This is a genomic window from Streptomyces sp. NPDC044063, assembly GCF_056434285.1.
Genome location: NZ_JBWKFM010000002.1, coordinates 303,133 through 324,430 on the forward strand (window position 1 = coordinate 303,133; position 21,298 = coordinate 324,430).

A 21,298-nucleotide genomic window follows, 5' to 3' on the forward strand; every position below is an offset into this window, starting at 1 on the left:
GTCCGGTCTGTGTCCGGTGTTCGTGCCCGGGACTACCAGCGGTACGTGACGGAAGCGGGCGCCGACGCGGTGTACAGCTCGTCCACGGCCCGCACCTCCAGGCGCGACGCCTCCTCGCCGGCCGGGCGGCGCAGCGCCGGGACGTAGTAGGCATGCCCACACGTGCCCCCGAGGAAGCGGCGGGTCCCGTCGGGCAGCACCTGGTGCAGCTCGTAGTGGCGTACGGGCGGCGCGCCCGGCCGCGCCCGGGCCGGCGTCCAGGCCATCCGCAGCGCGGCGGTGCCGTCCGCGCCGCGCGCCGACGCCGTCACCACCGGGGCGCCCGGCCGGCCCGGCGCCGGCCAGGGGGTGTCGTCCCGCACCGCGAGGCCGCCCAGCCGCCAGCGCACCGCCCCGCCGTCCGGCGCCGTGAGCCGTACGCCCAGGACGCGCACCGCGCGGGTGCCCCGCCGGCCGGCCATCGCCGTGCCGAGGCGCAGGGTGGCGGTGCTCCAGCCGTGGCCGCCCGCCCGCAGGGTGCCCGCCGGCACGTGGGTGAAGCGGTGCGGTCGCCGTTCGTCGAGGGCGACCGCCAGGTCCACCCGGACGGCCGCGGAACCCGGGTCCGTACGGTGGGCCAGCTGTACGACGGTGGGGCGGGTCAGCGGCAGCATCGAGGCGAAGAGCTCCAGCGTCGCCGGGGCGGCGAGCGGGCCGGCCACCAGGAGGCTGCCGCCGCCCCGCCAGGCGTCGGCGAAGTCGAAGCCGACGGCCGGCCGGGCACCCGCGGTGTGGATCACCCAGCGGCGGCCGGGCAGCCGGTCCTGCAACCCGAGGTGGTTCCACGGGGAGTCGCCGGTGCGTTCGCCCCGCTCGTACCAGCCCAGGCCGTGGCCGGTGTTGAAGGTCGTCGCGAACGGCAGCGCGGTCAGCGTCGACCGGTCCGCCACGGAGGCGGCGGGGGCGCGCCACGGCCCGCCGTCGTCCGGGCGGGCCGGGTCCAGCGCGTGACCGGACCAGAAGCGGTCGTCCCGGGCGTGGAAGGCGCCCGGTGATCTCTCTCCCTCCGGCAGGCTCCGCCACGTCCACTCGGGACGGTAGAAGCCGTACGAGGCGGTGTGCGGGGCGCCCGCCGGTACGAGCGCGTCCCAGTCGACGCGGGTGTCCCAGCCCCGCGCCTCCACGTCGATCCCGGCCCACAGCTCGTAGCGGTCGCGCCCCATGTCCCGCGCCCGGCCGCCCGACGCGACGAGGCGGGAGCGGTCCCAGCCGAAGTTGAGGAACATGGTGTCCGCGGCGCGGAAGAAGGGCGCGTTCGCGTCGTTGAGCTCGTTCTGCCAGGCCACGTCGCCCGAGACGGCCAGCGCGTCGTACCAGGTGACGCGCAGCCCGTCGCCGCGCGCCCGCAGACGGTCCACGAAGTCCCGTACGTCCGCCGCCAGCCGGGCGTCCCCGCCGCCCGTCTCGGCGTTGAGGAACCAGCCGTCGAAGCCGTGCTCGCGCGCCACCCGGATCAGCGCGTCGGCGAGCGGGAACCCGCCGTCCGGGCCGCGCCGCACCAGGTCGCGCGTCCACTCCAGCCGGCCGCCGTACGCCGTGGGCGGCAGGAAGACCGTGCCGAGGACGGGCACGCCGTTGCGATGGGCGGCGTCCACCACGGGCGCGTTGGGCGCCAGGATCAGCCCCTCGCCCGCGGAGCCGCCCCAGAAGACCAGCTCGTCGAGGTACGCCCAGTGCGTGAAGGCGTACGTGTCGGCGGTCGGCGAACCCTGCGACGGATTGCCGGAGGTGGGGGCGAACGCGGCCAGCGCGCTGATCCGGGCCTGGCCCGCGCGGGCGGTGGCGTTGGCGGGCGGGGGAGCGAACCGGGGCGCGAGGGGGACGGTGGCCCGGTTGAACGGCAGGTCGGGGTCCTCCTCGGGCGTCCAGGACGCGAGGCCGCGCCAGACGACCCCGGGCTCGGGCGAGCCGTCGGGCAGCCGGTCGGGGAACCAGTAGGAGGCACAGGGTCGCAGGTCGGCGCCGGCGGACGCGGGGGTGGCCGCTGCGTGTCCGGTCCGGGCGGCGTGTCCGGTTCCGGCGGCGTGTCCGGTCCCGGCGGCCGCCGCGGCGACGCCCGCGGCCCCGGCGGACAGCACCTCGCGACGCGTCACGCTCATGCCGTCACCTGCGCCACTGTCAGCACCTCCGTGATCCCCCGGGCGGCCAGATGCCCCGTGTCGTCCGCCCGCTGCGCCAGCACCGCGGCCGGGCGGACCCCGTCGGCGGCGAGCCGCATCCAGGCCTCGAAGAACGCCCCGCCCGGCGCGCACACCGACCGCCCCGGCGCGCTCTCCTCGTCGCCCGCGTCCACGACCAGCGCCGTGCGCCGGGGCGCGGGCGCCGGTCCGCCCGCCTCCCGCCAGGCCCGTACCGCCCGGGCGAACGCCTCGCCCGCCGGTTTGATCCGCCGGTCATTCGTGAACAGCCCCAGCCCGTACTCGAGTTCGGGAAAGTCCGAGAGCACCCGGTCGACGTCGTGCGAGCACCACCAGGTGATCCCCCACAGGTCCGGGCAGTCCAGCACCGCGGCGATCGTCGCCTCGGTGAACCGCGCCGCCAGCCCCGGCGGGACGTGCGGGGCCGGCGCGCCCACCTCCTGCAGCCAGACGGGCCGGGCCGGGTCGGTGGCCCAGGCCTTGGACAGCTCGACGAGGTACGCGGCGTGCCGCTCGGTGGCCGCGCCGGTGGGGCCGTGCCGCTGCGCGGTGCCGTTGAACACCCAGGAGTGGACGGCGGTCACGGCCCCCAGCCGCGCGGAGTGCGCGGGGGTGAAGGGGTGGCCGTCGTCGTGGTAGGCGGCGTCGTAGGACGCGTGGAGATGGGTGCGGCCCGGCGCGCCCCCCTCGCACGCGTCGAGCATCCGCCGCAGCCAGCGGGCCGCCTCGTCGGGGCCGATCCGGTCGGGGTCGGGGTGCGGGCGGCCGGAGAACTGGTTGATCTCGTTGCCGACGGTCATCCCCAGGAAGTTCGGCCGGTCGGCGAGGGCCCGCGCCAGCACGGTCAGGTACGCGGCCTGGGCCTCGACCACGGCGGGATCGGTGAAGATGTTGCGGCGGTGCCAGGTGGTGGTCCAGGAGGGGACGAAGTCGAAGCTGGAGAGGTGCCCCTGGAGCCCGTCGACCCCGACGTCCAGCCCCCGTTCACCGGCGGCGTCCACCAGGCGCGCGAGCTGCTCGACGGCGCGCGGCCGGATCAGGGTCCGGTTGGGCTGGAAGAGGGGCCAGACCGGGAAGACGCGGATGTGGTCGGCGCCGAGCGCGGCGACGGAGTCCAGATCGGCGCGGACGGTGTCCAGGTCGAAGTCGAGCCAGTGGTGGAACCAGCCGTGGGTGGGGGTGTAGTTGACGCCGAAGCGCATGAGGCGTTGTGTCCCTTCAGCTTGTGACTCAGCCCTTGACGGCGCCCTCGCCGACGCCGCGGAAGAAGTACCGCTGGAGGCAGGCGAACATCACGACGAGCGGGGCGACCGCGATGACCGTCCCGGCGGCGACCAACCGGGGGTTCTGGGCGAACGTGCCGTGCAGGAAGTTCAGGCCGACCGTCAGCGTGAAGTGCTCCGGGTCGGACAGGACGATCAGCGGCCAGAGGAAGTCGTCCCAGGCCCCCATGAACGAGAAGATCGCGACGACCGCCAGCGTGCCGCGCACCGACGGCAGCGCGATCCGGGTGAACCGCTGCCAGACGTTCGCCCCGTCGACGACGGCCGCCTCCTCGACCTCGTACGGCACGGCGGCGAACGCGTTCCGCATGAGCAGCACGTTCAGGGCGCCCACGGAACCGGGCAGCACCACGGCCGTGAGCGTGTCGTTCAGCCGCAGCTCGCGGATCAGTGTGAACTGCGCGATGAGGATGGACTCCAGCGGCACCAGCAGCGCCATCACGAAGGCCAGGCCCGCGACCCGGCGCCCCCGGAAGCGCAGCCGCGCCAGCGCGTAGCCGGCCATCGAGGCGCCGGCCAGGTTGGTGAGCACGCTCGCCACCGCGACCCGCAGCGAGTTCAGCGCGTAGTCCCAGACCGGGATGACGTCCGCGACCCCGGCGTAGTTGCGGGTCGTCGGACGCTCCGGCAGGAAGCGCGGGGGAGAGGTGTAGATGTCCTCGGCCGTCCCCTTGAAGGAGGTGGACAGCTGCCAGAGGAACGGCCCGACCGTCACGGCCAGCACCAGGAGCATCAGGAGGTAGCGCAGCGCCTTCTCCCAGCCCGGCGTGCGCCCCATCAGGCGTCCTTCCCCATCAGACGTCCTTCCCCATCAGGCGTCCTCCCTCGCCCGGCCCGCGCGCAGCACGAGGAGCATCAGCAGCAGCGTGACGGCGAAGACCACCAGCGAGACGGCGGAGGCGTAGCCCACCCGGCCGTCGAGCCCGGTGCCGGTCCGCTGTACGAGCATCACCAGCGTCGTGTCCTGCCCGGCCGGCCCGCCCGACGGGCCGGCCAGCAGATAGACCTCGGAGAAGACCTTGAAAGCGGCCACCGACGAGAGCGCGGCGACCAGCACCATCGTCGGGCGCAGCGCGGGGACGGTGACGCTGGTGAAGCGGCGCAGCGCGCCCGCGCCGTCGACGGCCGCCGCCTCGTGCAGCTCGCGCGGGACGTTCCCCAGCGCGGCGAGGTAGATGACCATGTAGTAGCCCAGGCCCTTCCAGACCGTGAGTGCCATGGCGCTGAACAGCAGTAGCCACTCGTCACCCAGGAATCCCACCGGGCCGGCGCCGAGCGCGCCCAGGATGCCGTTGACCAGGCCGCGGTCGTCCAGCATCCAGCCCCAGATCAGGGCCGCCACGACGACGGAGGCGACCACCGGGGTGTAGAAGGCCGACCGGAAGAAGCCCACGCCCGGCAGCCGCTTGTGCACCAGCAGCGCCAGCAGCAGCGGCAGCACCACGGTGAACGGCACGACCAGCAGCACGTACAGACCACTGTTGCGCAGCGCCACCCAGAACTGCTCGTCGTCCAGCAGCGCCCGGAAGTTCGCCGCCCCCACCCAGTGGCCGGGGGTCAGGGTGCGGGCGTCGGTGAACGCCGCGCGGACGGTGCCGAGGAACGGGTAGAGGCTGAACGCCGCGACGACGGCCAGGCCGGGCAGCAGGAACAGCCAGGGGCTGGTCGCCCGGTGCGTACGCCGGGGGGACACCCGCGCTCAGCCCCGGCCGAGGAGCGTGTTGCTCCGCGCCACCGCGTCGTCGAGCGCCCGCTGCGGCGACTTCTTGCCCTGGAGCGCCTTGGCCACCTCGTTGCGCAGCACCGTCTTCATCTCGTCGCTCATCACCACGGGCGTGTAGTTGACCGCCCCCTTGAGCATCCGCGCCGAGGCCACCCGTACCCGGCCCGCGTCGGTGCCGTCGTCCTTCGTCCAGTACGGGTCCTCCAGCGACCCCCGGGTACTGGGGAAGACGGCGACCCTGTGCGCGAACTCCTCCTGGTGGGCGCGGTCGGTGACGAAGTGGGCGAACGCGATCGCGGCGGCCTTGTGCCGGCTCTTCTCACCGACGGCGAGGCCCATCACATACATGTTGGGCTTGCCGGTGTTGTTGGGCGCGTCCGTGATGCCGAGGCCGCGGTAGAGCGTCGGCGCGTTCTTCCGGAAGTTCTCCAGGTCGTGGGCGCCGCCCGGATTCATGGCGACCTTCTGCTCCAGAAAGCGCTGGCCCGCCTTCTCCGGCGTATTGGTGAGCGCCTGCGGATCGAGCCCGCCGTGGTCGTAGAGCTTCTTGTAACGGGCCAGGAGTTCCACGCCCTTGGGCTCGTCGTACGTGAACCTCGTGGCGTCGTCGTTCATCAGCCGCACGCCGTAGCGCCCGAAGTCCTCGATGGTGGGGGAGCTCGCCAGGGTGGCGGCTCCTCCGCCGGAGCGGCCCGCCATGCGGTCCGCGGCCGCGAACAGCTCGTCGTACGTCCGCGGCGGCTTCTCCGGATCCAGGCCGGCCCGCCGGAAGAGCTCCTTGTTGTAGAAGAGCGGCCCGGTGTTCAGATACCAGGGGAAGGCGTACGCGCCACCGAGCCCCGGCAGCACATTGCCCTGCCAGGCCTCCGCCGTGTACTCGCCCTTGAACCGCGCCGCCGCCTTCTCCTTGTCCAGATTCATCAGCAGCCCGGCCTTGGCCAGCGGATAGGAGAGGTCGGGGGAGACGTTGACGACGTCCGGCAGGGTGCCGCCGCCCGCGTCGGCGCTGAGTTTGTCGGCGTAGTGCTCGGCGGGCTGGTCGAGCCATCTGACCTTCACATCGGGGTACTTCCGCTCGAAATCCCGGACCAGGCCCTCGAAATAGTCCTTGTAGTTCGCGCGCAGATTCCAGGTCTGGAACGTGATACGGCCCTCCGGAGTGCCGTCGGCGGCACCCGGACCGCCGTCCGCACCACCTCCGCCCGAACCGCAGGCGGTGAGCAGCAGCGCGGTGGCGAGGAGCGGCACGGCGGGATGTCTGGACCGGCGTACGGGCATGGCGGGCGGAGCTCCTTCGAACGGGGACGGCCGGCAGGAGACAGCGTGCGGACATGCGGCGGCCCGGACGCTCCGGGCAGGTCAAAACCTGCACCCCGAAAGGGAGTTCGTCAATACTCCCACCCACACTCCCACCACACTCCCGCCGTACTTCCGCCACGGACTAATGCGCTTTAGTGTGCGGGGGCACCGGGGAAGGAGAGCCATGCCGCGCAGGCCGACGATGAAGGACATCGCGCGCCGCGCCGGGGTCTCGGAGAGCGCGGTCTCCTTCGCGCTCAACGACCGGCCCGGCGTCTCGGCCGCCACCCGTGCCCGCGTCCGGCGCGTCGCCGAACAGCTCGGCTGGCGGCCCAGCGCGGCCGCCCGGGCCCTGTCCGGCGAGGGCGCGGCCACCGTCGGCCTCGTCCTGGCCCGGCCCGCGAGCACCCTGGGCGTCGAGTCGTTCTTCCTCCAACTCGTCTCCGGAGTCCAGGAATCCCTCGCAGGCCGCGGCCTCGGCCTGCTCCTCCAGGTCGTCGAGGACGTGGCCGCCGAGTGCGCCGTCCACCGCCGCTGGTGGGCCGAGCACCGCGTGGACGGCCTGCTCGTCGTCGACCCCCGCGACACCGATCCCCGCCCGGCCCTCCTGGCCGAGCTGGGTCTGCCCGCCGTGATCGTCGGCGCCCCCGCGGCGGCCGTCCCGCCGGGCGCGCCCCTCTCCGTGGTCGGGGCCGACGACGCCGGCGCCATGGCCTCCGTCGTCGACCGCCTCCACCGCCTCGGCCACCGTCGCATCGTGCACATCGCGGGCCTGCCGGAGTTCGCCCACACCCGCCGCCGCATCGACTCCCTGCGCACCGAGGCGGCCCGCCGCGGTCTGCCCGGCGCGGTCTCGGTCACCACCGACTACTCGGACGCGGCGGGCGCGGAGGCCACCCGCCGCGTCCTGGCCGCCCGGCGGCCGCCCACCGCGATCGTCTACGACAACGACGTCATGGCGGTGGCCGGCCTCGCGGTCGCCGCCGCCCGAGGCGTCCAGGTCCCGGCCGCGCTGTCCATCGTGGCCTGGGACGACTCGCTCCTCTGCCGCACCACCCACCCCGCCCTGACCGCCCTCACCCGCGACACACCGGCCTTCGGCCGCGAGGCGGCGGACCACCTCCTCTCCCTCCTGTCGGGCGCCCCACCCCGCACCACCCGGACCCCGACCCCCCACCTCACAGAACGCGGCACAACGGGCCCGGCCCCGCACCGGACGGCGTGACCCCCGGATCACGTCGCTTCTTTTGCCTGTTGCGTAACGGGCGCGTCGTTCGTTCCCCTGGTGCTTGCGACAGCGTGAAGTCCCCTTCATGACCGTTGCCTTGCATGGCCTGCCGGTCGTCTTGGTCTGAGCTCCACACTTCTGCTAGGTCCCAGCCACTGCCATCCGCCTCCCCTCCGAATGCACCGGACCGGGTCTCGATGACGGGCATGGGTGCCCAGCCTTCCGCCGTCGACTGGGCGGCAGTCACATCCCGCCGGACCACGGCCGCGAGCCCCGTCGTCCTGTCCTGCGGTCGGGGACAGCTGCTTGTAAGCCCCTGCCCTCAGTTCCCACGGGCCAGCCGCCCCCTGGGGAGACACAGACAGCTACTGCTATCCGCCATCGTTGATGTCAGCTCCACCCCCAGCTGCACTACGACCGTCGGCCGCCCTCACTCCTCGTCGCACCGCTCCAGGACCAGGCTGAGGGAACCGTCCTCCAGCCCGTTGCTCTCTTCGAGGTGCAGGTGACTCCCACCGGGAACACCCTCCGCGGCAAGCACCATCAGGTGCCCAGCAAGCGTCCTGAGACCTGCGGCGTTCGCCTCGATCACGACCTCTCCCCCCAGGCCTCGCACCCCGATCCGCGCGTCCGCCTCCCAAGTGAAGGCTTGCGCCACACCATCGGTCACTGCTGTAAGTCGGGTGCTCTCAACGGGGGCCCTGCTGGAATCAGTCATGGAGCCATCATGCCGCCCAGAGCACACGGCTCTGGAGGGCACGGGTCGTCACCCTAGAGCAGCTTCCTGGCCTGGAAAGACAGGCATCAGGTGCCAAGGTTGTGGATTCCCACGCGCTACTCACTCGGATCACCTTCGAAGGATTGGGGTCGCACGCCGTGCATCGGAGGCACAGCCAGCGGTGCTGTCGGCACCGTGGTGCGCCTCTTACCGCTGGCCCGCGCATGGTGCGCCCACCAGCATCGTCAGCGGATCTCGTCGAGTGGACGCCGATCCTGACCTCCCAGCGCTAAGCTCAGTTGGATCTGTACCTTGGGAGGGGTAAGTGGACGCTCAAGTGCTCGCTGCAGAAATCGTTCCCTTCGCGGTAACGGCAGTCTCCACATACGGGGCTGCTGTTCTCACACGGCTGGAAGTAGCAGCGGCAGACGGCACAGTGTCTCTCGGGTATCGACTGATCCAGCGTCTCCTATCGAGGCGGGGTACCGAAAGCGGGATCGAATCAGCCGTAACCGATCTTGCCGAAGACCCGAACGACCCGGACCTGCAGGCAGTGTTGCGTGTCCGTGTAAAGGCTGCGATTCTCGCTGACACTGAACTTGCGAACGAGTTGCGAGAGATGCTTGGTCAAGGAACAAACTCGATCGTGGCCTCGGGGGAGCGATCAGTAGCGGCGAATGTCATCAGTGGCATAGCCAGCACTGGAGATTCTGCGACCATCCAGCGCTGATGGGCAGGAAGAAGAGATCTAAGCGAAAATACGACGTAAGGGCTGAAGGTTCTTCTTCGATCGCGGTGTCTCAAAACTCCGGCGTCGCGAGCACCGGCCCCAATGCGCATTTCGACATGCGTAGGGTGACTGTATCCCATGACTCCTCGGAACCTGCCTCAGTCGAAGGCCTATCGAACCTTCCGTTTGCTGACACGGTGGGATTCGTTGGGCGGCGGTCAGAAATGGCTAAAATTTCTGATCTGCGCACCGAGGCCGTGTATGTAATTCACGGCCTCGGCGGTACAGGGAAGACGCGAATTGCCCTGGAAAGGGCGCGTGTGGGAGTCGAGTCCAGAGTTGCCACTTGGTGGATCGCGGCCGATTCGCCGGAGAACTTGACACTTGGCCTGGCGGGGCTAACTCAAGCCATTTCGCCATCGCTGGCCCTTGGGCTAAGTACCTCTGAGAGTGCTACTTGGGCCATGAATTGGCTGCAGCGCACATCTGGCTGGCTTCTAGTTCTGGATAACGTCGAAGAACCGCGGTCAATTCACGACTTGGTTGCCAGCCCTGCAGGAGGGCACATTATCATCACCTCGCGACGAAGGTATGGATGGGACGGGATTGGCAGAGAGATTCCGCTGAATCCTCTGAGCCGCACAGAGGCGGTGCAGCTGCTTGTCGAGCTCATTGATGCCGACTTGAATTCCCTCTCCACTCCGGCCCTTGAAGCAATTGCAGAAGAGCTGGGGGACTTGCCTCTGGGGCTTATTCAGGCCGGTTCCTACATAATGCAGACGCAAGTTGAGCCGACCTACTACTTGGCGAGGCTGCGCTCTCATGCAGAGCGGATGCATGGGGCCTCGGCTGAAGGGCGGAACCCGGAGCGGACTATCGCGCGCGTGTGGGATATCACACTAGAAGCGATTGCAGCCAGGAACCCGCAAGCAATCAAGATCCTTGAGGTTCTATCGTATTTTGCCCCGGCTGATCTACCGCGGCAAATCTTGGATCCTGCGTTCGAAGACGAGCTAGACGGGAACGAAGCGCTGGCCCTGCTCGCTTCTTACAGCATGATCCAACTAAGGCCTTCGGCCATCGATATTCATCGGCTTGTTCAGGCAGTCGTACGCTCAAAGTCATACCTCGCCGATGTGTCGGCCTCCGGTGCGACTGGGGCGCTTGATCTCATGGCCGAGTTCGTTCAAGGAGACGTGAGGGACTTTCGGGCGTGGCCCAAGTGGAGATCCCTGCTCCCTCATATCGAGACGTTGATCAATCACCTGCCAGACGACGCCAGCAGTGAAAAATTCAGGTACCTGATCGCCGAGACGGCATCTTTCTATAGAAGCCAGGATCAGCCGGCCAAGGCTATAAAACTCAGGGAACGCGCCCTCGCGGCCTCCATTGCCGAGGATGATCAGGAGAGCGTCTTTACTAACCTCTCCAACCTTGCCGATGACTACAAGGACTACGGCGATCTACTGAAGGCGGTAGAACTGGCCGAGCAGGCAGTCGAGGCCAGTAGCCAAGCCGTTGAGGGCGAACGTAGCCACCTTCATTCCCTCATGGTGCGGGGAGCGATACGTCATTCGTTGGGTGACAGTCAAGGAGCAACGGAGGACATGACCGCAGCAATGTCCTTGCTGCGGTCCATTCCTCCTGAATTCATTAGCAATGAAACCTTTGCGACGATCCTGGGAAACATGGCGGCAATTGCGCGAGAAGCGGGACTGTACGACCAAGCCTTGAAGGTAACTAAAGAGGCATTGCATATGTTGGAGAAGTCCAGCATCGGCGGGCCGAGTCTCCTGCAATGCCTAAATAACCTTGCAGCACTGTATCGGGATGTCGGTCGCCCTTCGGAGGGCCTTCCCTTCGCGAGGAAAGCGCTCAGTGCGAGCGAGGAAATTTACGGCAAACGTCACACCTCCGTTATTGCGGCGTGCAGTAATCTCGCAGCCCTATATCGATCGCTCAAGCGCCCTCATGAAGCCGAAAGATTGGCCCGCAGGGCATTGGAAGATGCCCAGGCTCTTGTCGGTGTAGGCAGTTCGCTGACGGCTATCTGCATGAACAATCTTTGTGCCGATTACATACGCGCCGGGCGGTACGATGAAGCCTTGCCGTTGGCCAGGGAAGCGCTCCGGATAACGGAAAGCAATCTGGGAGATGGGCATTCGTCCACGGCTAATCGACTCAGTCAATTGGCAGCGATATTTTTCCATCAAGGGCGATATCAAGAGGCCTTGCCGTATGCGGAGAGGGCTTTCCAAGTTGCGGCAGGCGCAGTCGGTAGAGAACACCCCTTGACTATTTTGACTCTGGCGAATTTGGCTGTGAATTATAGGGAGGTTGGAGACCTTGCTGCCGCGGCTTGGGCCGCTTCTGAAGGCTACGGGCAAGCTCTGGCGAGATACGGCCCCAACCATGAAACCACTCAACTCTTTAAAGAGTTGAATTCCGGCTGACGGTAGAAAACGTACGAGGTGTGGCTGAGGGTACGGTAAGTGATGCGGGCAGCCCGGACAGTATCTCGATCCGCCGCCCGGGCCCCTGATGGCTGGTCTGCCACGGCTTGCCCTGGGACGACGGCAGGCGGGATGACAGCCCCCCGAACCCCGACGCACCCGCGGACGCACGATTGGCCCCTGCGTCCCGGAGCCAGAGCGCCCCCGCCGGAGGCATCAGCTCTGACGGACAGCTCACCGATCAGGCCGGGCTATTCCAGCCCATCGAGTCCCTAGTAAAGGTAAGTGTAGAAAAAGGTAGCGAATAAACCTCAGACCTCGATTCTCCGACTTGATCGGGTGGATCGATGGCTATGAATGGCTTGACTCTCGCTGATGGCCTTGGTGTTACCTCGACTTTTTGTCATTGGAGGCGAGGCCCGGGGCCTTGAGGGTAGGTGGACCTCCTCGGGAACAGCGTGACTCGCACGACGTCCGCCGTCTTTTCAGGGCCCTCCTGAAGGAGGCGGGCTTCGAGCGGCCGGCCGCGTGGACGCCGCGGGAGTTACGGACCAGCTTCGTGTTGTTGCTGTCGGACCACGGCATCCCGATCGAGGAGATCTCTCGCATCGTCGGGCACAACGGCAGCGCCACCACGGAGCTCGTCTACCGCAAGCAGCTGCGTCCGGCGATCACAGCGGGAGCGGAGGCCATGGACGACATCTTCGCGGACGCCCTGGACGACCTTCTCGTCGAGGAGGACGGCGGGGAGCGGTCGTCCTAGCACCCCGCGAAGCCGTCGTGTGCGGCCCGGTGGCTCCCTCTTTGGCTCCCCGGGCCGACGTCACCAGCCTTCACCAGCCAGCCCCCTCTGGCCTGCACCGATGTACCCCCGATCCCCGCCCCTTCTTTTGCCTGTTGTTTAATTGCGATTTGTTCGCAATAGCAATACAGCGTGATGAGAGGTGCGGGGCATGACGGCCCGGTCCATACGGGGAATGGCCGCCATGGCCATGGCAGGCGTTCTCGCGGCGGGGGCGGTGGCCTGTTCGGCGCCCGGGAGCGGGGGAGCCGCCGGTGGGGGGTCGGACTCGCTCGTCGTGGGGCTGGCCAACGAGCCGGAGACGCTCAGCCCGCTGCTCGGGTACGGCAAGGACGGCAACTCCAAGATCTTCGACGGGCTGCTCCGCCGCGACGCCGCCATGCGGCTCCGGCCTGCGCTCGCCGCCGAGCTGCCGAAGGTCTCCGACGACGGCCGGACGTACACCTTCCGCCTCCGCCGGGGTGTGCGCTTCAGCGACGGCAAGCCGTTCACCGCCGCCGATGTGGTCTTCACCTACCGGACCATCCTCGACGAGAAGACCAACAACGCCGCCAAGGGCGAGCTCGACGCCATCGACAAGGTGACCGCCGAGGGCGACGACACCGTGGTCTTCTCGCTCAAGTACGCCTACGCGCCGTTCGCCGAGCGCACCGTGCTGCCCATCGTCCCCGAGCACGTCGCCAAGGGACAGGACGTCAACACCGGCTCGTTCAACACCGCGCCCGTCGGCACCGGACCGTACGTCCTCACCGGCTGGAGCAAGGGCGAGAAGCTGACCTTCAAGGCCAACCCCGGCTACTGGGGCGGCGAGCCCAAGGTCGGCAGGCTCACCATGGCGATCATCAAGGACGACGACGTGCGCGCCACCCGGCTGCGCTCCGGCGACCTCGACGGCGCCATCCTGCCGCCCCACCTCGCCAAGGGCTTCAAGGGCGACAAGTCCAAGCGGACGATCACCGCCCGCACCACCGACTTCCGCGGCGTCACCCTGCCCACCGCCGGCAAGGTCACCGGCGACCTCGCCGTGCGCCGCGCGCTCGACCTCGCCGTCGACCGCGAGGCCATGGTCGGCAAGCTGCTGGAGGGCGCCGGCCGGGCCGGGTACGGGCCCGTCCCCACCGACAGCGAGTGGTTCGCCAAGGGCACCGAGCGCCCGCACGACCTGGACAAGGCCAAGAAGCTGCTGGACGACGCCGGCTGGAAGGCCGGGGACGGCGACGGCGGTATCCGGGAGAAGGACGGACAGCGCGCCGCCTTCACCCTCTGGTTCCCCGCGGGTGACAAGCTCCGCGAGGAGCACGCCCTCGCCTTCGCCTCCGACGCCAAGAAGGCCGGCATCGACGTCAAGGTCCAGAGCGGCACCTGGGAGGTCATCGAGCCGCGGATGAAGGACGACGCCGTCCTCGCCGGCGGCGGCAACCCCGCCGACCCCGACTTCGACCTCTACAACCTGCTGCACTCCTCCCTCGCCCTCGACGGCTTCAACAACATGGCCGCCTACGCCGACCCCGCCGTCGACAAGGCCCTGGAGGAGGGCCGCCGCTCCGGTGACAAGGCCGCCCGCAAGGCCGCCTACGACACGGTCCAGCGCCGCCTCGCCGACAACCCCGGCTACGTCTTCCTCACCCACGTCGACCACCTCTACGTCGTCAACGACACGTGGGGCGACCTCACCACGCAGGTCGAGCCGCACGACCACGGCCTCGGCGCCGGCCCATGGTGGAACGTCGAGGCCTGGCAGCCCGAGAAGTGACCCGCCGCACCACCCGCCGCACCACCGTCCCCGCCACCAAGGGCCCCTCGGGCCCTGGCCTCCCCTGGCGGCCCATGGCACGCATGGCGGGACGGCGGCTGCTGGCCGCCGTCCCGCTCCTCGCGGCCGTCACGTTCGGAGTGTTCGCGATCGCGGCGGCCTCCCCCTTCGACCCGGCCCGGGCCTACGCCGGGGCCGCCGGGCTGGGGGCCCGTCAGGAGGTCCTGGACCGGCTGCGCGAGAACCTCGGCGCCGACCGGCCCTTCGTCGCCCGCTGGTGGGAGTGGCTCGGCCACGCCCTGAGCGGCGACCTCGGTGACTCCGCCGCCCTGCGCCAGCCGGTGAGCCAGGTCATCGGCGAGCGCCTCGGCTGGTCCGTCCTGCTGTGCGGCGTCGCCTTCGTCGTCGCCGTCAGCGCCGGCACCGCCCTCGGCGTGCTCGCCGCCCGCCGCCGCGGCGGCCTGTTCGACCGGGCCGTCACCGGTCTGGCGTACACGATCGAGGCGGCCCCGCCCTTCTGGCTGGGCCTGCTCGCCGTCTGGTTCTTCGCGATCCGCCTCGGCGCGCTGCCCGCCGGCGGCCTCACCGACACCGGAAGCGACGCCGTCACCGCCGGCCAGGTCGCCACCCACCTCGTCCTGCCCGCCGGCGTGCTCGCCGTCACCCAGCTGCCGTGGTTCGTGCTGTACGTCCGGCAGGGCGTCGGCGACGCGCTGGCCGAGGACGCCGTGCGCGGCGCCCGCGCCCGTGGCCTGCGCGAACGCACCGTCCTCCTCCACCACGCCCTGCGCTCCGGGCTGCTGCCCGTCCTCACCCTCATCGGCTCCCGGGTCCCCGAACTGATCACCGGCGCGCTGCTGGTCGAGACGGTCTTCAGCTGGCCCGGCATCGCCTCGGCCACGGTCGAGGCCGCCACGAAGGTCGACTTCCCGCTGCTCGCAGCGCTGACCGTGCTCGCCACGGCCGCCGTCCTCGTCGGCAACCTCCTGTCCGACCTGCTGTACGGGCTGGCCGACCCGAGGGTGGGCTGGAATGACTGACCGCACCCGCCCCCGTACGACCGGCCGCACCCTCTCCCGTACGACCGGCCGTACCCGCCCCCGCATGACCGGCCGTACCCGCCCCCGCATGACCGGCCGCACCCGTCTGCGCCTCGCGGCCGCCGCCGTCACCGTCGTCGTGCTGACCGCCCTGCTCGTCCCCCTGGCCTTCCCGCTCGACGAACGGGCCGTCGACCTGGCCGCCCGGCTCCACCCCCCGTCCTGGTCCCACCCCTTCGGCACCGACGAGGTCGGCCGCGACCTGCTGCTCCGCTGCGTCCACGGACTGCGCGTCTCCCTCCTCGTCGGCGTCGTCGCGGCGTTCGTCGCCACCGTCGTCGGCACGGCGGCCGGAGCCCTCGCGGGCGCCCTCGGGGGCTGGACGGACCGGGTGCTGATGCGCGTCGTCGACCTGTTCTCCGCCGTGCCGCACCTGCTGCTCGGCATCGTCGTCGTCGCCCTGTTCCGGCCCGGTGTCTGGCCCGTCGTCGCGTCCGTCGCCGTCACCCACTGGCTGTCGACCGCGCGGATCGTCCGGGCCGAGGTGCTGTCGCTGCGCACCCGCCCGTACATCGACGCGGCCGTCTCCGGCGGCTCCTCGCGGTGGCGCGTCACCGTACGGCACCTGCTGCCGGCGGTGGCGCCGAAGGCCGGGCTCGCGGCGGTGCTGATGGTCCCGCACGCCATCTGGCACGAGTCGGCCCTGTCCTTCCTGGGCCTGGGCCTGCCCACGCACCAGGCCAGCCTCGGCACCATGGTCGACGCCGGCCGCGGCTCCCTCCTCGCCGGCGACTGGTGGCCGACCCTCTTCCCCGGCCTCTTCCTCATCGTCCCCACCCTGGCCGTCGCGGCCCTGGCCGGCGCCTGGCGCGCCCGCCTCGACCCGCGCCGCGGATCGGAGCCCGCCCTGTGACCGTGCTGGACGTCCGCGGGCTGACCGTACGGTTCCGGATGGGCGGCGGCCGGGAGGTCGCCGCCGTCACCGACGCGTCCTTCCGCCTCGCGCCGGGGGAGTGCCTGGCCCTCGTCGGCGAGAGCGGCTGCGGCAAGTCGGTCCTGGCCGCCGCCCTCCTGGGCCTGCTGCCCGGCAACGCGGCCACCGCGGGCCGGGCCCTCCTCGGCGACCTGGACCTGCTGGCCGCCGGCGAACGCACCCTCGCCCGCACCGTCCGCGGCCGCCGCGTCGGGCTCGTCCCGCAGAGCCCCGCCGCCCATCTGACGCCCGTACGCACCGTCCGGGCCCAGCTGGAGGAGACCGTGCGGGAGCTCACCGGCGTCCGCGGGCGCGCGCTGCGCCCGGCCGCCGAGGCCGCCGCCGAACGGGCCGCGTTCCCCGCCGGGCACCTCGACCGCTACCCGCACCAGCTCTCCGGCGGCCTCGCCCAGCGCGCCGCCACCGCCCTCGCGCTCGTCGGCGACGCGCCCCTGCTGCTCGCCGACGAGCCCACCACCGGCCTGGACCGCGACCTCGTCGACCGCACGGTCGACGAACTGCGCCGGCACGTCGACGCCGGCCGCGCCCTGCTGATGATCACCCATGACCTCGCGGCCGCCCTGCGGATCGCCGACCGGGTGGCCGTGATGTACGCCGGCCGCATCGTCGAACTCACCGGTGCCGACACCTTCTTCGGCACGCCGGGACCCGGCCACCCCTACGCGCGCGGCCTGCTGGACGCGCTGCCCGAACGGGCCTTCACCCCCATCCCCGGCATGCCCCCGGACCTGGGCGACCTCCCCGACGGCTGCGCGTTCGCCGCCCGCTGCGACCGGGCGACGGCCGCCTGCGCCACCGTCCCGGACCTCGCCGGCGGGGCCGCCTGCCACCACCCGTACGCGGCAGCCGAGGAGGCCTCCCGTGCTTGAGCTGCGCGGCATCACCGCGGGCTACGACCCGCGCGAACCCGTCGTACGGTCCGTCTCGCTGACCGTCGCCGACGGCGAGGCCGTGGGCCTGCTCGGCCCCAGCGGCTGCGGCAAGTCCACGCTCGCCCGTGTCGCCGCGCTGCTGCACCGGCCGGACGCCGGCACCGTCGTCATCGACGGAGAACCCGCCCGGGGCTGGCGCCACCGCGCCCCGCGCGCCCAGCGCACCGCGTTCGGCGTGGTGTTCCAGCAGCCCCGGCAGTCCGCCGACCCCCGGCTGCGGCTGCGCGACCTGATCGCCGAGCCACTGCGCGCCGCCGGCCGGCGCGCCGACGTACCGGACCGCGTGGCCGGGCTGGCGGCGGCCGTCGGGCTCTCGGACGAGCTGCTCGCCCGCCGCCCCCACCAGGTCAGCGACGGCCAGCTGCAACGCGCCTGCCTGGCCCGCGCGCTCGCGCCGCGCCCGCGCTGGCTGATCTGCGACGAGATGACCGCGATGCTGGACGCGTCGACGACGGCGGCGCTCGTGGCCGTCGTGGAGGCGTACCGCCGCGAGAACGGCGCCGGTCTGCTGGCGGTCGGCCACGACCGCGTCCTGCTGGAGCGCTGGTGCGACAGGACGGTGAGCTGGGACCACATCAGCTGAAGAGACGCCTACAGGTGCCGCACCAGCGGGAACGGCAGCGTCTCCCGGATCGACAGCCCGGTCAGGAACATCACCAGCCGGTCCACCCCGATCCCCAGCCCGCCGGTCGGCGGCATCGCGTACTCCAGGGCGCGCAGGAAGTCCTCGTCCAGCTCCATCGCCTCCGGGTCGCCGCCCGCCGCCAGCAGCGACTGCGCCGTCAGCCGGCGGCGCTGCTCGACGGGGTCGATCAGCTCGGAGTAGGCCGTGCCCAGCTCCGTGCCGAAGGCCACCAGGTCCCAGCGCTCGGCCAGCCGCGGGTCGGCCCGGTGCGGGCGGGTGAGCGGCGAGACGTCGGTGGGGAAGTCCTTGTAGAAGACCGGCAGGGTGGTGCGCTCCTCGACCAGCCGCTCGTACAGCTCCAGCACGATGTCGCCGCGCCCGTCGTCGGGCCGGTGCGGCACGCCCGCCGCGTCGCAGTGCGCGCGCAGCTCGGCCACGGACGTACCGGCCCCCACCTCCTGCCCCAGGGCCTCGGACAGCGCGCCGTACACCGTCCGCACCGGCCACGTCCCCGAGATGTCGTGCTCGGTGCGTCGCCCGTCCGCGTCCGTCCGTACGGCGATCTGCGCGCCGTGCGCGGCGACCGCCGCCCGCTGGATCAGCTCGCGGGTCAGGTCGAGCATCACGTCGTAGTCGGCGAAGGCCTGGTACGCCTCCAGCATCGTGAACTCGGGGTTGTGCTTGTACGACACGCCCTCGTTGCGGAAGGTGCGGCCCAGTTCGAAGACCTTCTCCAGGCCGCCCACGCACAGCCGCTTCAGATACAGCTCGGGGGCGATGCGCAGATACAGGTCCAGGTCGTAGGCGTTGATGTGGGTGGTGAAGGGCCGGGCGTTGGCGCCGCCGTGCACCTGCTGGAGCATGGGTGTCTCCACCTCCAGGAAGCCCCGCTCGAGCAGTCCTTGCCGCAGCGCCTGCACGGCCGCGCTGCGCGCCCGCATGATCTCCCGGGAGCGCGGCGAGACGATCAGGTCGACGTAGCGCATCCGGACCCGGGCCTCCGGGTCGCTCAGGCCGTGCCGCTTGTCGGGCAGCGGGCGCAGGCACTTGGCGGTCATCCGGGCGGCGGTGACGAAGACCGACAGCTCGCCGCGGTCGGTGGTGCCGACCTCGCCCTCGGCCTCGACGTGGTCGCCGAGGTCGATGTGGGTGGCGAAGCGGCGCAGCAGCTCGGCGCCGGAGCCGTCCCGGGTGAGGACGAGCTGGAGGTCCCCGGACCAGTCGCGCAGCAGGGCGAACGCGATCCCGCCGTGGTGGCGGACGAGCATCACGCGGCCGGTCACGACGACCCGCTGGTCCGTGCGCGTCGACGGCCCCAGGGCGCCGTGCGCGGCGCGGATCGCGGCGAGGGAGTGGGTGCGGCGGGCGTCCACGGGGTACGGGTCGACGCCCGCGGCGCGCAGCCGCTCCAGCTTGTGCCGCCGCACCCGGACCTGTTCGGGCAGGCCGGCGAGCTCGTCCGCGGCGGGCCCGCCGGCCGCCTCGCCGCCGGTGAAGCCGAGCTCGGACAGGGACGGCAGGCCCGCCGTGGAGGCCGGCCGGCCACCGGCGGCGCCCCGCCCCCGGCGCCACAGCTTGCCCAGGCTCGGCACCGCGACGAAGCCCTCCGCGATGCCGGCGGCCAGCCCGATCCGGGCCAGTGCCCCCGCGTCGGCGTAGCACAGGAACCGGGGGTGCCATTCGGGGTTGTACTTCACGTTCGAGCGGTAGAGCGCCTCCAGCTGCCACCACCGGGAGAAGAACAGCAGCAGCCTGCGCCACAGCCGCAGCACCGGCCCCGCGCCGATCCGCGCGCCCTCCTCGAAGGCCGAGCGGAACACGGCGAAGTTCAGCGAGATCCGCTTCACCCCGAACCGCCCGGCCTGCGCGCACAGCCGCGTGACCATGAACTCCATGACGCCGTTGGGCGCCGCCCGGTCGCGGCGCATCACGTCCAGCGACACGCCGTCCGGCCCCCAGGGCACGAACGACAGCAGCGCGATCATCGTGCCGTCGCGGTCGAACGCCTCCACCAGCAGGCAGTCCCCGTCGGCGGGGTCGCCCAGCCGGCCCAGCGCCATGGAGAAGCCGCGCTCGGTCTCGGTGTCCCGCCAGGTGTCGGCGCGCCGGATGACCTCCCGCATCTCCTCGTCGCCGAGCGCCGAGTGGCGGCGGATGCGGACGCTCGCGCCGGTGCGCTCCACCCGGTTGACGGCCTGCCGCGTCACCCTCATCTCGCGCCCCTCCAGGTCGAACGAGGCCACCTGCAGGATGGCCTCGTCGCCCAGTTGCAGGGCGCCCAGCCCGGAGCGGGCGTAGGCCCGGGCGCCGTCCTCGCTCGCGCCCATGACGGCCGGCTGCCAGCCGTAGCGGCCCGCCACCTCCAGCCAGGCGTCGACGGCCGGGGTCCAGGCCTCGGGGTCGCCGAGCGGGTCGCCGGAGGCCAGGCAGACCCCGGCCTCGACGCGGTAGGTGACGGCGGCCTTGCCGCTGGGGGAGAAGACGACCGCCTTGTCGCGACGCGTCGCGAAGTAGCCGAGGGAGTCGCGTCCGCCGTAGCGGCCGAGCAGGGCGCGGATGCGCGGCTCCTCGTCGTCGTGGAGGGCCGCCTCCAGACGCTGCGAGCGGAACAGCGACATGGCGGCGTTGAGGAGCGCCAGGGCGCCGAACAGCCCCAGGAGGAAGTACACCCAGTGCGGCGGGTAGCCGGCGAAGTGCCGTCCGCTGACGAGGCCGCCGCACACCTTGTTGGCGACGAACAGCAGCCGGTTCCCGCCGCCCGCCTCCAGCGTGCCGGGGAAGACCGACACCAGGCCCCAGCCGACGAGGACCGCCACGCCCAGCCCCGCCGCGAGGACGAGCAGGGCCCGCAGGAACGCGCCGCGCCGTGATGCCGCGTAGAACTCCCGCCGGGCGAGGACGAGCAGCGCCATCGCGACGACGCACAGCACGAGCGAGGGGATCGTGTCCCAGTAGCCCACCGCCGTCAGCAGGGCGTCCGCGAACAGCAGCAGGGTCAGATAGCCCAGGACGAACCACAGGGTGACGCGCTTGCGGGCCGCCGTGGCCGTCGCGAGCAGCAGCAGGAAGACGGCGAGCGCGAGGTTGGGGGCGGTGGGGACGGTCAGCAGGTCCAGCATGGCCGTCAGCGGTGCCGCCGCGCGCCGCAGCGGGGGGATCAGCGAGGTGAGCGCGCAGTAGAGGCCGATCAGCCCGAAGAAGACCGCGAACCCGTCGGGCACGCGGTGCAGGAAGCGACGCCAGGCGCCGGCGTCCGCGGAGCCCGGGACCCCCGCGCCCCGCGCCCCGGCCTCCGCGGCCGGGGCGGGTGCGCTGTCCCGGACTGTGCGGCTCATTCCGTCAGCCTAGGCACGGCGGGCGGTCGTACGCCTGTCGAACGCCGCCCGGCCGCCGGGCCGTGCGGGGACGGCGGGGTGAGGTGCCGTCACCGCACGCATCCCGCCGCCTCCCGCGCACCGGCCGAATCGGTGATTTTCCTACCCGAATGGCGTATGCCCGGCACCCCGGCCGGTGCGGTGGGATGGGCGAGACTGACGCTCGA

16 protein-coding genes are annotated in these 21,298 nt (G+C 71.3%); 9 read left to right on the forward strand and 7 right to left on the reverse strand.

Annotation, left to right across the window (positions count from 1 at the left end):
* Positions 1-32 precede the first annotated feature (32 nt).
* From AC07BS_RS04955 to AC07BS_RS04975, 5 genes are read right to left on the reverse strand one after another with little or no spacing between them, the layout of a single operon-like run.
* The gene (locus AC07BS_RS04955) at positions 33-2,138 is read right to left on the reverse strand and encodes an endo-beta-N-acetylglucosaminidase (RefSeq protein ID WP_478930251.1); all 2,106 of its coding nucleotides are present in this window, start codon (positions 2,136-2,138) and stop codon (positions 33-35) included.
* On the reverse strand, positions 2,135-3,379 hold the full coding sequence (locus AC07BS_RS04960) for a glycoside hydrolase 5 family protein (RefSeq protein ID WP_478930253.1): 1,245 nt from the start codon (positions 3,377-3,379) through the stop codon (positions 2,135-2,137). Before AC07BS_RS04960 ends, AC07BS_RS04955 begins: the two co-directional genes overlap by 4 nt.
* Positions 3,380-3,407: 28 nt before the next feature.
* The gene (locus AC07BS_RS04965) at positions 3,408-4,238 is read right to left on the reverse strand and encodes a carbohydrate ABC transporter permease (RefSeq protein WP_478930255.1); all 831 of its coding nucleotides are present in this window, start codon (positions 4,236-4,238) and stop codon (positions 3,408-3,410) included.
* Between the two features lie 33 nt (positions 4,239-4,271).
* On the reverse strand, positions 4,272-5,153 hold the full coding sequence (locus AC07BS_RS04970) for a carbohydrate ABC transporter permease (RefSeq protein WP_478639774.1): 882 nt from the start codon (positions 5,151-5,153) through the stop codon (positions 4,272-4,274).
* A gap of 6 nt (positions 5,154-5,159) precedes the next feature.
* The gene (locus tag AC07BS_RS04975) at positions 5,160-6,461 is read right to left on the reverse strand and encodes an ABC transporter substrate-binding protein (protein WP_478930258.1); all 1,302 of its coding nucleotides are present in this window, start codon (positions 6,459-6,461) and stop codon (positions 5,160-5,162) included.
* Between the two features lie 205 nt (positions 6,462-6,666).
* On the opposite strand from AC07BS_RS04975, the gene AC07BS_RS04980 reads away from it, so the two are divergent.
* Entirely contained in the window at positions 6,667-7,707 is a 1,041-nt protein-coding gene (locus tag AC07BS_RS04980; RefSeq protein WP_478930260.1) for a LacI family DNA-binding transcriptional regulator, read from the forward strand.
* Positions 7,708-8,140: 433 nt separating this feature from the next.
* Here the strand turns inward: AC07BS_RS04980 and AC07BS_RS04985 are convergent, their stop codons facing one another.
* Positions 8,141-8,428, reverse strand: a complete 288-nt coding sequence (locus AC07BS_RS04985) for an Imm32 family immunity protein (protein ID WP_478930262.1) — start codon at positions 8,426-8,428, stop codon at positions 8,141-8,143.
* Between the two features lie 325 nt (positions 8,429-8,753).
* Between AC07BS_RS04985 and AC07BS_RS04990 the strand changes: the two genes are divergently transcribed.
* The 8 genes from AC07BS_RS04990 to AC07BS_RS05025 all read left to right on the forward strand — a co-directional run bounded on the left by AC07BS_RS04990 (position 8,754) and on the right by AC07BS_RS05025 (position 17,715).
* Positions 8,754-9,158 (forward strand): hypothetical protein, encoded by a 405-nt coding sequence (locus AC07BS_RS04990; RefSeq protein ID WP_478930264.1) that lies wholly within the window; start codon positions 8,754-8,756, stop codon positions 9,156-9,158.
* On the forward strand, positions 9,158-11,611 hold the full coding sequence (gene fxsT, locus AC07BS_RS04995) for an FxSxx-COOH system tetratricopeptide repeat protein (protein WP_478930266.1): 2,454 nt from the start codon (positions 9,158-9,160) through the stop codon (positions 11,609-11,611). The genes AC07BS_RS04990 and fxsT overlap by 1 nt, the downstream gene beginning before the upstream one ends.
* Positions 11,612-12,038: 427 nt before the next feature.
* Positions 12,039-12,374, forward strand: coding sequence for a tyrosine-type recombinase/integrase (locus tag AC07BS_RS05000; RefSeq protein ID WP_478930268.1), 336 nt, complete (start codon positions 12,039-12,041; stop codon positions 12,372-12,374).
* Positions 12,375-12,564: 190 nt separating this feature from the next.
* Positions 12,565-14,166 carry an ABC transporter substrate-binding protein gene (locus AC07BS_RS05005; protein ID WP_478930270.1) on the forward strand — a complete coding sequence of 534 codons (1,602 nt, stop codon included), beginning with the start codon at positions 12,565-12,567 and terminating at the stop codon, positions 14,164-14,166.
* 74 nt (positions 14,167-14,240) lie between these two features.
* Positions 14,241-15,206, forward strand: coding sequence for an ABC transporter permease (locus AC07BS_RS05010; protein WP_478930272.1), 966 nt, complete (start codon positions 14,241-14,243; stop codon positions 15,204-15,206).
* 64 nt (positions 15,207-15,270) lie between these two features.
* Positions 15,271-16,119 carry an ABC transporter permease gene (locus AC07BS_RS05015; protein WP_478930342.1) on the forward strand — a complete coding sequence of 283 codons (849 nt, stop codon included), beginning with the start codon at positions 15,271-15,273 and terminating at the stop codon, positions 16,117-16,119.
* A gap of 38 nt (positions 16,120-16,157) precedes the next feature.
* Positions 16,158-17,069, forward strand: a complete 912-nt coding sequence (locus AC07BS_RS05020) for an oligopeptide/dipeptide ABC transporter ATP-binding protein (RefSeq protein ID WP_478930344.1) — start codon at positions 16,158-16,160, stop codon at positions 17,067-17,069.
* The gene (locus AC07BS_RS05025) at positions 17,062-17,715 is read left to right on the forward strand and encodes an ABC transporter ATP-binding protein (RefSeq protein ID WP_478639764.1); all 654 of its coding nucleotides are present in this window, start codon (positions 17,062-17,064) and stop codon (positions 17,713-17,715) included. Before AC07BS_RS05020 ends, AC07BS_RS05025 begins: the two co-directional genes overlap by 8 nt.
* An 8-nt stretch (positions 17,716-17,723) precedes the next feature.
* On the opposite strand, the gene lysX is transcribed toward AC07BS_RS05025, so the two are convergent.
* Positions 17,724-21,092: a bifunctional lysylphosphatidylglycerol synthetase/lysine--tRNA ligase LysX gene (gene lysX, locus AC07BS_RS05030; RefSeq protein ID WP_478930274.1), complete on the reverse strand. Its 3,369-nt coding sequence runs from the start codon at positions 21,090-21,092 to the stop codon at positions 17,724-17,726.
* Positions 21,093-21,298: the final 206 nt, after the last annotated feature.

What these genes read in the sequence shown, in the direction of transcription:
- AC07BS_RS04955 (WP_478930251.1), bottom strand. Translation starts at nt 2,138, where the DNA reads ATGAGCGTGACGCGTCGCGAGGTGCTGTCCGCCGGGGCCGCGGGCGTC.
- AC07BS_RS04960 (WP_478930253.1), bottom strand. Translation starts at nt 3,379, where the DNA reads ATGCGCTTCGGCGTCAACTACACCCCCACCCACGGCTGGTTCCACCAC.
- AC07BS_RS04965 (WP_478930255.1), bottom strand. Translation starts at nt 4,238, where the DNA reads ATGGGGCGCACGCCGGGCTGGGAGAAGGCGCTGCGCTACCTCCTGATG.
- AC07BS_RS04975 (WP_478930258.1), bottom strand. Translation starts at nt 6,461, where the DNA reads ATGCCCGTACGCCGGTCCAGACATCCCGCCGTGCCGCTCCTCGCCACC.
- AC07BS_RS04980 (WP_478930260.1), top strand. Translation starts at nt 6,667, where the DNA reads ATGCCGCGCAGGCCGACGATGAAGGACATCGCGCGCCGCGCCGGGGTC.
- AC07BS_RS04985 (WP_478930262.1), bottom strand. Translation starts at nt 8,428, where the DNA reads ATGACTGATTCCAGCAGGGCCCCCGTTGAGAGCACCCGACTTACAGCA.
- fxsT (WP_478930266.1), top strand. Translation starts at nt 9,158, where the DNA reads ATGGGCAGGAAGAAGAGATCTAAGCGAAAATACGACGTAAGGGCTGAA.
- AC07BS_RS05005 (WP_478930270.1), top strand. Translation starts at nt 12,565, where the DNA reads ATGACGGCCCGGTCCATACGGGGAATGGCCGCCATGGCCATGGCAGGC.
- AC07BS_RS05010 (WP_478930272.1), top strand. Translation starts at nt 14,241, where the DNA reads ATGGCACGCATGGCGGGACGGCGGCTGCTGGCCGCCGTCCCGCTCCTC.
- AC07BS_RS05015 (WP_478930342.1), top strand. Translation starts at nt 15,271, where the DNA reads ATGACCGGCCGTACCCGCCCCCGCATGACCGGCCGCACCCGTCTGCGC.
- AC07BS_RS05020 (WP_478930344.1), top strand. Translation starts at nt 16,158, where the DNA reads ATGGGCGGCGGCCGGGAGGTCGCCGCCGTCACCGACGCGTCCTTCCGC.
- lysX (WP_478930274.1), bottom strand. Translation starts at nt 21,092, where the DNA reads ATGAGCCGCACAGTCCGGGACAGCGCACCCGCCCCGGCCGCGGAGGCC.